The 12,078-nt window shown below is 40.5% G+C and carries 10 protein-coding genes; 6 read left to right on the top strand and 4 right to left on the bottom strand.

What is annotated here, in order from left to right; genetic code table 11:
* Window positions 1-509 precede the first annotated feature (509 nt).
* Window positions 510-800, top strand: coding sequence for a ribosome assembly RNA-binding protein YhbY (gene yhbY, locus BM308_RS12270; protein WP_074839486.1), 291 nt, complete (start codon window positions 510-512; stop codon window positions 798-800).
* Between the two features lie 72 nt (window positions 801-872).
* On the opposite strand, the gene greA is transcribed toward yhbY, so the two are convergent.
* The 4 genes from greA to grpE all read right to left on the bottom strand — a co-directional run bounded on the left by greA (window position 873) and on the right by grpE (window position 5,786).
* Window positions 873-1,361: a transcription elongation factor GreA gene (gene greA / locus BM308_RS12275; RefSeq protein ID WP_031491868.1), complete on the bottom strand. Its 489-nt coding sequence runs from the start codon at window positions 1,359-1,361 to the stop codon at window positions 873-875.
* 398 nt (window positions 1,362-1,759) lie between these two features.
* Window positions 1,760-2,989 carry a molecular chaperone DnaJ gene (gene dnaJ / locus BM308_RS12280; RefSeq protein WP_074945579.1) on the bottom strand — a complete coding sequence of 410 codons (1,230 nt, stop codon included), beginning with the start codon at window positions 2,987-2,989 and terminating at the stop codon, window positions 1,760-1,762.
* 71 nt (window positions 2,990-3,060) lie between these two features.
* The gene (gene dnaK, locus BM308_RS12285) at window positions 3,061-4,986 is read right to left on the bottom strand and encodes a molecular chaperone DnaK (RefSeq protein ID WP_074945581.1); all 1,926 of its coding nucleotides are present in this window, start codon (window positions 4,984-4,986) and stop codon (window positions 3,061-3,063) included.
* Window positions 4,987-5,078: 92 nt separating this feature from the next.
* Entirely contained in the window at window positions 5,079-5,786 is a 708-nt protein-coding gene (gene grpE / locus BM308_RS12290; protein ID WP_373604450.1) for a nucleotide exchange factor GrpE, read from the bottom strand.
* Between the two features lie 163 nt (window positions 5,787-5,949).
* Here grpE and BM308_RS12295 point away from each other — a divergent pair, with 163 nt between their 5' ends.
* The 5 genes from BM308_RS12295 (at window position 5,950) to rmuC (ending at window position 11,761) form a co-directional block, all read left to right on the top strand.
* Window positions 5,950-6,342 (top strand): outer membrane protein assembly factor BamE, encoded by a 393-nt coding sequence (locus BM308_RS12295; protein WP_074945583.1) that lies wholly within the window; start codon window positions 5,950-5,952, stop codon window positions 6,340-6,342.
* 5 nt (window positions 6,343-6,347) lie between these two features.
* A complete protein-coding gene (locus BM308_RS12300) occupies window positions 6,348-7,034 on the top strand; it encodes a hypothetical protein (protein WP_143098621.1) in 687 nt (228 codons plus the stop codon).
* 184 nt (window positions 7,035-7,218) lie between these two features.
* Complete coding sequence (gene ppk1 / locus BM308_RS12305) at window positions 7,219-9,282, top strand: polyphosphate kinase 1 (protein ID WP_074945588.1); 2,064 nt, start codon at window positions 7,219-7,221, stop codon at window positions 9,280-9,282.
* A gap of 95 nt (window positions 9,283-9,377) precedes the next feature.
* A complete protein-coding gene (locus BM308_RS12310) occupies window positions 9,378-9,986 on the top strand; it encodes a DUF1349 domain-containing protein (RefSeq protein ID WP_074945590.1) in 609 nt (202 codons plus the stop codon).
* A gap of 89 nt (window positions 9,987-10,075) precedes the next feature.
* Window positions 10,076-11,761: a DNA recombination protein RmuC gene (gene rmuC / locus BM308_RS12315; protein ID WP_083425579.1), complete on the top strand. Its 1,686-nt coding sequence runs from the start codon at window positions 10,076-10,078 to the stop codon at window positions 11,759-11,761.
* Window positions 11,762-12,078 lie beyond the last annotated feature (317 nt).

Consider the following 12,078-nt stretch of genomic DNA (forward strand, 5'->3'; position numbering starts at 1 on the left):
AGAAGCGCCATAACCAGCTCTTTTTCTAAAGCCTGCAACTTTGAGTAAACTACAAAGACCAAGAACAGAAAAAAGAGAAGAAAATGTATCAGTAAAATTGCTAGAAGAGGTATTTTTAGGTATCATATTCATGGTGTGTTTTTTTATGTTAACTTTTTGTTTTCGCAGATAAAATTATAACATATTAAACACACCTTTTCATCGATATCTATCAGATATATAAGCCTTTTTTGCTTATAATCACACCTCTTCCCAAAAATAAATCAATACAAGTTTTTAAAGAGCATCAAACCTAGAGTGAATCTAGTTTTGTTTTAAATTTCCATGTGGGAAACTAGAGTATATTATATTTCAGTTAAATTATATTGGTAAAAGTTCTCAGTCTAAACTGAGGTCCTACAAACAATAGGTTTACTCCAGAGTTTTCATTTAAGGTGGTCTGAAAACTCTGTACGAATGCTGCTGATAGCCTCAGCAGTACATTTTGCAGAATTTTGAAGAGGATTAAGATGTCACTAAATTCACATCAGCGCCAGTTCTTAAAGGCTCAGGCTCACCAGTTAAAGCCTGTTGTTATGTTAGGTAACGACGGTCTTTCAGAGAACGTTTTAAAAGAAATCGACTCAAGCATTGAGCACCATGAGCTTATCAAGGTTAAGTTAAATGCAGGTGAAGGCCGTAAAGAACAGGCTGAAACCGCAGCAAAGACTGTTAATGCAGAGCTTGTAAGTCTGGTTGGAAGAATTGCTGTTCTGTTCCGCCAGAGAAAGGATGACAGCAGATTCATTCTTCCTCGCTAAATCTTAAGATTACAGTTACAAAAAAAGGATCCGCAAGGATCCTTTTTTTTTGGTCTATTCTCTAAGCTTCTCTTAGATATATTCAACCTTAACAACTTCGTAGCAGATGGTTCCCTTAGGGATCTTAATCTCAATCTCATCCTCTTCCTGCTTGCCAAGTAAGCCCTTAGCAATAGGAGTCTTGTAAGAAATAAGATTTGAATCAATGTCAGCCTCATCCTCACCTACGATCTTGTAAGTGATTTCCTTGTCGGTATCAACATCAACCAAAGTTACAGTTGAACCAAAGATAACCTTAAGCTTACCGCCTGTAGGATTCTTAAGTTTGGTGACATCAATAACATTTGCAGATGCAATCTTGCCTTCGATATCCTTGATTCTTGCCTCACACATGCCCTGCTCTTCTTTAGCTGCATCGTACTCGGCATTCTCACTTAAATCACCGTGGCTTCTTGCCTCAGCAATAGCTGCAACAATACGTGGACGCTCAACAGTCTTTAAACGAACCAACTCTTTTCTTAACAGCTCTTCACCACGTGGAGTCATTGGAGTCTGATCCATATGTAAATCCTCTTTAAATTAAAAATCCTGTATTGAAGGTAAAATAGCCAGAACCTTAAAAAGCTAATCTGTCGATCGAATTAAAGATATTTCCTATAAAAGCTTATTCAGAAATAAAGCGAATTCGGCAGATTCAAAAATAAAGCTAAAAGCAATATCAGTTCTGAACTTTTACCTGTCTTATTCAATATTTATCAACACCGAGTTTAAGTAATAACTCTTATGTTCTTAAAACCTTGCGATACCTTAAATCTCAAAGGAATCGACCAGAAATTCAGGGTAAAAAAAACAACGCCTAATTTTCAAATTAGGCGCCATTCTGTATGTAAAAATATACACTTTTGTGGTCTTTCAATCAACAGTGATTTAAGTCTGATTTGACAAAAATCACCATTAGTTTAGCTTGAAAGATCGTCAAAGAACTTCTTTACGCCCTTTATGAAGCCTTCCGATTTTGGTTTATGCCTCGCTGCGCTTTCAGCTCTTTTCTTTGCACTCTTTTCATCTTTAGATGACTTGTCATCCTTGCTGTCCTTTGAATCCTTGTCCTCTCCGTTTAAAGAAGCCTCAAATTCCTTGAGCAGCTCTTTCTGATGAGCAGTCAGATTAATAGGAGTCTCAACTACAATCTTGCAGTACAGGTTACCCTTGAATGAAGAGTTATATGACTTAACACCCTTGCCAGGGATTCTCATCATGATACCAGTCTGAGTCTCAGGTCTGATACTGATATTAACAGCACCTTCCAGAGTTGGAACCTCAACCTTTCCGCCAAGAGCGGCTGTAGTGAAGCTGATTGGAACCTCACAGTACAGATCATTTCCATCACGGGTAAAGATCTCGTGATCCTTTACCTCGATAACTACGTACAGATCACCTGCAGGAGCTCCGTTTAAGCCAGCCTCGCCCTCGCCTGTCAGACGAATACGATCACCGGTATCAACACCAGCTGCAATATCAACTTCCAGAGTCTTGGACTTTAATACACGTCCGGTACCAGAACATGACTTACAGCCATCAGTAATGATATAACCGGAACCATTACAGTGTGGACAGGTCTGAGAAACCTGCATAAAGCCCTGACGCATGAAGATCTGGCCCTGACCATGACAGTGAGGACAGGTCTCTTTCTTACCGTTCTTGCCTAAGCCTGAACCACCGCAGGTGTCACATTTAACATAGGTCTTAACGTTAAGCTTCTTCTTGCAGCCTTTAACAGCCTCTTCAAGAGTAATAGTGATTCTTGCACGAAGATCTCTGCCGCGGATTTCACGTGGACCTGAAGAGCGGGAACCAAAACCGCCTCTTCCGCCGCCGAAAATATCACCAAAGATATCACCGAACATATCTGAGAAGTCAGCACCACCAGCACCGAATGGATTGCCGCCGCCAGCCTGTGAGCCGTCAGCACCTGCAAAGCCATACTGATCATAGGCAGCACGCTTCTGAGGATCTGAAAGAACCTGGTAAGCCTCGTTGATTTCACGGAACTTCTCACCAGCATCAGGATCCTTGTTTCTATCAGGGTGATACTTAATAGCTAAACGCTTAAAGGCGCGTTTGATAGCAGCATCATCAGCGCCCTTTTCTACACCTAGCACTTCATAGTAATCACGTTTGGAAGCCATATCATCCTCTTAAATTGACAAAAAGGCAGATGATAAAATCATCCACCTTTTTAGGAAAAACTAAGTACTAATTACTTGTTGTCGTCTTTAACTTCTTCAAATTCAGCATCAACGACATCGTCTTCCTTGTTAGCACCACCGCTTGACTGCTGTGAAGACTGCTGAGTCTGCTGAGCCTGAGCCTGTGCCTGACCAGCCTGCATTAGAACAGCGGCAGCTTCCAGTACAGCCTTCTCAGCCTGCTCAATCTTCTCCTTGTCATCACCGCGTGATGCCATCTCAAGATCACCTAAAGCCTTGTTGATCTTGGTCTTATCTGCATCAGATACCTTATCACCTAGATCTGACATCTGCTTCTTGATCTGGTGAGCAGTTGAGTCAGCGCGGTTACGTGCAGAAGCAAGCTCTTCAAACTTCTTATCCTCAGCTGAGTGCTCTTCAGCCTCGCGAACCATACGCTTAATATCCTCATCTGACAGACCTGAAGATGACTTAATGGTAATCTTCTGCTCTTTACCAGTCTTCTTATCCTTAGCAGATACGTGGATTAAACCGTCAGCATCAATATCGAAGGTAACTTCGATCTGTGCCATTCCACGTGGCTGAGGCTCAATGCCTTCCAGGTTGAACTGACCTAGTGACTTGTTGTCAGCTGCTCTCTTTCTCTCACCCTGTAGAACATGGATGGTTACTGCAGGCTGATTGTCTTCAGCAGTTGAGAATACCTGTGACTTCTTAGTAGGAATGGTTGTGTTCTTCTCAATCAGAGTAGTCATAACACCACCAAGAGTCTCAATACCTAATGATAGAGGGGTAACGTCTAACAGCAGAACGTCCTTCTTATCACCAGTCAGAACGCCACCCTGAATTGCTGCACCGATAGCAACAGCCTCATCTGGGTTAACATCCTTACGAGGATCCTTACCGAAGAAATCAGCAACAAGCTTCTGAACCATAGGCATACGTGACTGACCGCCAACAAGGATAACGTCGTTAACCTCTGATGGTGACAGACCAGCGTCTGATAAAGCAGTCTTAACAGGATCTAAGGTTCTGTTTACTAAATCTTCTACTAATGACTCAAGCTTTGAACGTGTAATCTTGATGTTCATGTGCTTAGGGCCGGTTGCATCAGCAGTAATGTATGGTAGGTTTACATCGGTCTGCTGTGATGATGAAAGCTCAATCTTAGCCTTTTCTGCAGCTTCCTTTAAACGCTGTAGAGCTAATGGATCAGCACGTAGGTCTACGCCCTGCTCTGCCTTGAACTCATCGATCAGGTAATCAACGATACGGTTATCGAAATCCTCACCACCTAAGTGAGTATCACCGTTGGTAGCTAGAACCTCAAAGGTCTTCTCACCGTCTAACTCATCGATATCGATGATTGAAATATCGAAGGTACCACCACCTAAGTCGTAAACAGCAATCTTCTGCTCACCCTTAGCCTTGTCCTCACCGTAAGCAATAGCTGCAGCGGTAGGCTCGTTGATGATACGCTTAACATTTAAACCAGCGATACGGCCGGCATCCTTGGTAGCCTGACGCTGTGAATCGTTGAAGTATGCAGGACAGGTAATAACTGCTTCGGTAACTTCTTCACCAAGAATATCCTCTGCAGTCTTCTTCATCTTCTTTAAAACTTCAGCTGAAATCTGAGGAGGAGCAAGCTTCTTGTCATCAACCTCAACCCAGGCATCACCGTTGTCAGCCTTGGTGATCTTGAATGGCATGATGCCAACATCACGCTGAACCTCGGCATCCTCATAACGACGACCGATTAAACGCTTGATAGCAAATAAGGTGTTCTTTGGATTGGTAACAGCCTGACGCTTTGCAGCATCACCAACAATAATCTCACCATCTTTAGCATAAGCTACGATTGATGGAGTTGTACGACGACCTTCTGAGTTCTCTAAAACTCTAACTTTATCACCATCTAACACTGCAACGCATGAGTTAGTAGTTCCTAAGTCAATACCAATAATTTTACCCATTTTGGATTTCCTCTATTTCAAATTCTTTATGTCACTTAATGACGTTTATCTATCTGTATTACTAAATGGAGTCTAATATTTTATTTTCAAGACTATGCTTCAATATTTATTGTATTTTTTACTTCCTCGGCAGGAGCTTCCTGAGGAGCACCGCGAGATACAATAACCATAGCAGGTCTTACAACTCTTCCATTTAATGTGTAACCTTTCTGCATAACTGACATTACGTGGTTAGCTTCAACCTCGTTTGAAGGAGCCATTGAAATTGCCTGATGAAGATTTGGATCAAAAGGCTGATTTAATGGATCTACAGCGGTAACACCAAACTTTGACAGCTCCTTTAATAAAAGAGCCACGGTATTCTGTACACCTTCAATGGTAGGCTTAACAGCTTCATTGTTTGGATCAGTATGCTGCAGAGCTAACTCCAGTGAATCTACAACAGGAATCAGAGCCTTAAGAATCTTCTCGTTACCGAATTTTCTTTCGCGCTCAACATCAGCTTCGATACGCTTTTTCTGGTTTTCTGTTTCAGCAACTGCACGAACCAGACGATCAATCTCGTCCTTGTGCTTGGTTTCCAAAGCAGAAATCTGTAGTCTTAACTGCTCATTCTCAGCAAGAACCTCTTTAACATCAAAAGTTGACTCCTGATTCTCCTCAGCTGCAATCTCTGCCTCTGGTTCGACATCATTCTGAGCCTCAACATTTTCAGTTTCAATTTCTTCGATATTCTGAGAATCATCAAGATTCTGAGCATTCTCAAAAGCCTGTTTCATCTGAGTTTCTTCAGTCTGCATTTTTATCTCTTAAAATTGTTGTTAATTTAACGTTACAACTAAGATGGGGATCGACTTTTTTGATTTCAAGAGCAATATCTAAAAAAAATGAAAAAATAAATAAAAATAAAATCAGATACATACTCTTTTTTGCTACAATTTCTTTTAAAAAAAAGGATTTTTTATGAAGTTAAATAAATTTTTATGCATGGCTGCAGTCTGTGCCTGTGTACCTTTTGTATCTTCATGTGCGTATAGAGCAGATCTTAATCAGGGAAACTACGTTGATCAGGATCTTGTAAACAACCTTTCATATGGAATGTCATCCGATCAGGTAAGATATGTTCTGGGGGCTCCTATGCTGGTTGATCCTTTTGACAAATCACGCTGGTACTATACCGCATTCAAACGTGAGGGATGGAGCGATCCTGAAATCAAAAACCTGGTTCTACTGTTCCAGAACAATACCCTTGTTGACATGTCAGGAGACTTCAAGCGTCCAGCAGGATTTGAATCTGGAGCCCAGACTCTTCCTGCAAACAGCCAGGTTGATAATTTCGAACTGCCACAGGAATAATGCCTGTGAAAAAGTCCTCCCTGCTTTTGCCTCTGATGCTGTCGTTGTTACTAAACGGCTGTACCTTAGAGGATGAAACCGCAGAAAAAATTGTGGTTCCCGTTGAAGAAAAGCAGGAATATTCTTCAAAGGCAGAGGAAACCTTCACTGAATACGCAAAAAAATGTACAACTGGAGATATGAGTGCAGCTCCTAAGGTTGTACACATGTACATATCTTCTCTTCAGAAAGATGATTTTGACAAAAATCTAGCCCTTCCTGAGCTTGAAGATAGCTCTGAGCTCATATTTGAAGTAAAACCTTATGAATATCAGAAGGTCAATACCAACATCGTATATGAGATGTGTCTTCAGAAGGCAGCAAGTGAAGGACATCAGGAATATCTCAATTACTTCGTCTCAAGAGGAACGGTGTCAGCAAAGATTGCCCGTCAGTTCTACTCAGATGACCTTCTTAATGACGGAGCCTACTGGGCACGAAGAGTGACCAATCTTCTTGGCATGAAAACCGGTTATTACATCATGGGCAGACTGTTCTGCAACAATGAGAAAACCTTTTCAATCGGAGCTGATCTTCTTAAAGAGGCAGCCAAGCTTGGCGATGAGAATGCCAAACAGTATCTTTTTGATATTGCTCTAAACAACAACGTATTTGAGAAACTCTCAAAGAACAAAGATTCACTCAAAGACTAAAGACACTATTAGAAAGTCCCATCAAACTCTGTTTTTTATCTGATTTTTTTGACTTTTTTTGTCTTTCCTCTCAAAAATCGATATTAGATGTTATGACTTTCTGAAATTGTCACACAACAAATTAACAAACTAGCACACCACTTACTATAATTCTCTATTAGGTGAGACTAAATAAGAGGCGGACATGATAGATAAATTTGTTCCAAAGGAACTTTCCTGGCTTTCATTTAACGGAAGAGTTCTGCAGGAGGCTGCTGATCCTTCTGTACCTTTAATCGAGAGAGTCAGATTTTTAGGAATTTATTCAAGTAACCTCGATGAGTTCTTCAAGGTTCGTGTAGCCGAACTTAAAAGACAGGTAATCATCAACAATGCACAGGGTGAGAACGAGGCTGCAGTGAACCTTCTGCGTCAGGTTCAGAACGAAGCCAACAAGTATCAGAGAACACTTAACAGCATTTATTCAGATCTGCTCGAAGAGCTCTCCAAGCATAATATTCTGATGAGAGATCAGGATTCAATTACCCAGGAACAGAAAGACTGGGTTTCAACTTACTTCAAGCACCATGTTTTAAAACACATCAATCCGGTAATTATTGATGCGGAGACCGATCTTGTATCTTTCCTAAAGGACGAGTTCACTTATCTTCTGGTTAAGCTTTCAAACAGCACCAGCGAATATCATGCCCTAATTGAAATTCCAACAGATAAAATACCTCGTTTTATCCGTATGCCTTCTGCAGATAACAGCGTAGTCTTCATGTTCCTCGATGACGTAATCCGTGTCGGCATGGAGATGATCTTCCGCGGTCTATACGATTACGACAGTATCGAGGCATACTCAATCAAAATGAACCGCGATGCTGAATACGATCTGCTAGGTAATATCGACCGCTCAGTTTTAGAGAATATGTCCGAGGCTCTAAAGCAGAGACTTAATGCCATGCCGGTTCGTTTCTCCTATGATGCGGCAATGCCTGAGGATATGGTCAGATTCATGGCAGGTGAGCTTAAGATGTCTGCCATTGACTCTATGATGCCAGGCAACCGATACCATAACTTCAAGGATTTCCTGTCCTTCCCTAGCATTGGCAGTGATGACATGGAAAATCCAAGTCTCAGTGAAATCAAGTCAGTTCAGTTTGAAACTGCTATTACCCCATTTGAGGCTATAGCCAAAAAGGATGTACTGCTTTACTATCCATACTATTCATTTGACTATTTCACCGAGTTTCTGCGTTATGCATCCTACGATCCTAAGGTAAGCTCAATTAAGATCAACATCTATCGTGTGGCAAGCAACAGCCGTGTTATTAACTCCCTGATGCACGCAGCCAACAACGGCAAGTCAGTTACGGTGGTAGTTGAGCTTAAGGCAAGATTCGATGAGGCCAACAACGTTAAGTGGGCTTCCTTCCTGACACAGGCAGGTGTTAAGGTTCTGTTCGGTCTGCCTACCCTCAAGATTCACTCAAAGCTGTGTCTGGTTACAAGACATGAGGGAGATAAGATTATTCACTATGCTCACATTGGTACCGGTAACTTCAACGAAAAGACCGCAAAAATCTATACCGACTTTGCACTGTTCACAGCAAATGAGAAGGTAACCTCAGAAGTTAACGATGTCTTCAGATTTATTGAATACCCATATACGCGACCTGTATTCAACAACCTTCTGGTTTCACCTTTGAATGCCAGAGAGAAAATAGCCTCAATGATTGACCGTGAGATAGAGTTTGCCAAGGAAGGAAAAGAGGCTGCCATCAACTTTAAGGTTAATGCTCTTGTGGATATCGATCTGATTGAAAAACTCTACGAGGCTAGTCAGGCCGGAGTTAAGATCAGAGGAATTGTAAGAGGAATGTGTTCACTCAAGCCAGGAATTCCAGGACTATCGGAGAACATCTATATCACCTCGATTGTAGATCGTTTCTTAGAGCATCCACGTGTCATGCTATTTAACAACGGCGGACATGAAGAGCTTTATATCAGTTCAGCCGACTGGATGAGACGTAATCTTGATCTTAGAATCGAGGTTGGATCAAGAATTCTCGATCCAGATCTGAAGGAGAGAATCAAATCCATTCTGTTCCTTCAGCAGAAGGATAACCGCAAGGCTAGAATTGTTGATCCGGATCAGGTTAACAACTATGTTCAGGCAGGGCCAAATGAAAAACAAATCCGCTCGCAGATAGAAATTCATGATTATCTGGTCAGAGTGGAAAACGAAATGGCCATTGATATCTGATAAGAATGCGCGTTTTAAACGCGCATTTTTGTGTTCATGCTATGATATTATGGGTTCCCGCTTTGTCCTAGCTTTATATACGGTTAAAACTAGCTATGAAATTTCAGAATGCGAAATGGATAAGAGCTCCTAAGAATTATCTTATTACAGAAGACAGGATTGAAATTATCACAGAACCTCGTACGGATTTGTGGCAAAACACCTATTATCATTTCTGTAATGACAATGCCCCTGTTCTTCAGATGGATACAGATGAAAGTTTTTTTTCGTTTGTTGTCAAAACTGATTTTTCTGAAAGTAAGCATAGATTCGATCAGTGTGGAATTGTCCTGTACCTTGATGCTAAAAATTGGCTTAAGGCCTCTGTGGAATTTGAAAATTCAAATTTTCAGCATTTAGGAGCTGTTGTGACCAATAATGGTTATTCTGATTGGTCTACCACAGAAATACCATCTGATATAAAGAGCATGTGGTATCGACTATCCAGAAGAGAAAACGACTTTCGTATTGAATCCTCTTTAGACGGAATAAATTATTCTCAGATGAGAATTTGTCATATGTTTAAAGCTGAAAAAAAAATTAGCTTTGGAATTTATGCCTGCAGTCCAGAGGAGTCTTCATTCAAGGCTGTTTTTACTAACATTAGCATTACCGAGTGTGTCTGGAAATCACATGATGGTCAACAGCCGGATAAAATAATCTGATTAATTATGATTTCATTTAAAATCAAAAGGACAAACTCGAGAAAACATTAATAGTATAAAACCATAAAAATAACATTAGCCTAAAAAAAATGTCACAGATACTAGAGATTACAATGGACTACATCTTAAATAACCCGATTATCATTGCGGCTATCTTCGCGCTTGTACTAATAGCTGCCATTTATTTTTATCTTCAGAACTCCGAACTGAGAAGAAAAACAAATGAACTTGATAAAACCAATCAAGACCTTAACAAGGCAGCAATGGAATTAAACAATGCCCTTAATCAGAAGAATTCAGAATTTGACACTCTCAAACACAGATGTGAAGAGAGTGACAGGAATTTTGTAAATCTCAATCTGCAGTATCAGAAGTGCCTGTCAGACAACAGCTCCCTAAGCTCTCAGATGTCCATTGGCTCAGAGAAAATCAGACTATTAGAAAAAAATGTTGCCGATCTTCAGAACAATATCAGAACCTTAGAGGTTCAGAACAAGGATCTCTCAACACAGAATGAGACTCTAATCAGGAACTGTCAGGATATCTCTGACAGGCTTACTGCATCCTTAGAGGAAAAACTTAATCTTAATACTCAGAAGGAAAGTCTTGTAACCCAGAATAAAGTTCTGGAAGCCAAGATAGAATCCGACAGACTTCTATATCAGAAGATTGAGGAAACCTACAATCTCTCTAAACAACAGTTAGAAGAACAGCTGACAGCACTATCAGAGAAATTCGTAAAACTTGGAACAGAGGATCTGAGCAAGCACTCTCAGTCCAACCTTGAGAACATTGTTAAACCACTAAAAGAAGAGCTTGATAAATTCAAGCAGATGGTAAACGAGAATCATGCCCGACAGGAGAAGAGGGTTGGAGCCTTTGAAAATGAACTTAAGACTCTACATGAATCCTCATTGAATCTAACCAATCAGGCTCAGGAACTTACAAATGCTTTACGCTCTGGTGTTAAAACTCAGGGTATCTGGGGAGAGCTGCAGCTTGAGCGAGTTTTAGAAAGCTCAGGCCTTGAAAAAGGAAGAGATTACGAGAGAGAAGTCGCCGTTAAGCCAGATAGCAACGATATAAATCATACCGGACGACCTGATGCAGTAGTTTATCTGCCGGACAATCACTGTATCGTAATTGATGCAAAATGCTCACTTACTGCATATACTAACTTCATCAACTCTCAGGACAAGACTGAAAAGGAAAACTTCCTCAAAGCACATATTGCCTCAGTTAAGAAACATGTTTATGAACTTAAGGCTAAGAGGTACTGTGAAGATTACAGAAAGAGCTTAAACTGCCCTTCCTTTGTCTTCATGTTCGTACCTCTGGATGGCGCTCTTTATGATGCCTTAAAGACCGATTCAGGACTGTACGACGAGGCAGCAAGAAACAGAATCTATCTGGTATCACCTTCATCTCTGCTGCCAGCTCTGCGAGTAGTATCCAATCTGTGGATGATGTCAGAGCAGACCGAGAATATTGGAGAACTCATCAGAACAGCACAGGATATCTGGAAGAAGTTCTCTACCATTGAAGATAAGATGACTGCTGTTTTAAGCACCAGTGATAAACAGCAGAAGAATCTTTTAGAGCTGCAGAATCTGCTGTATGCCGGAAGAGGAAATCTTAAGAACAAGCTGGCTAACTTCAATACTGCTGGAACTCACTACATCAAGCAGGATAATGTTCTTACCATTGAAGGTAATACTATGGAGATGATTCCAAACGAAGCTAGCGACACTCTGGCAGTAAACGACAAAAGCTAGAATAGAGAGATTAGAGTCTAAAGACTAGATTAGCAAAGGAAGTTTTCAAGAGGGTGACTAAAAAGGTCGCCCTCTATTTTTACCTAAATTTTGTGGTTTTATTAACATTATTGATAATATTTTTATATTAAATCTTTATCTATTTCCTTGATATACAAAGTTAATATACTATACTTAATAATATAAAGAGTTATATTATTGGTAATATCGTTATGGATAAAGAAGATCTTTTCAAACCCTATATTCAAGATGATTTAGCCTTACTTCCTCCTTGTATTGGTGATTTTATCTCCCCTTCAGATCCCGTCAGACTCGTA

This window comes from Succinivibrio dextrinosolvens (assembly GCF_900116345.1).
Classification (GTDB): domain Bacteria; phylum Pseudomonadota; class Gammaproteobacteria; order Enterobacterales; family Succinivibrionaceae; genus Succinivibrio; species Succinivibrio dextrinosolvens_B.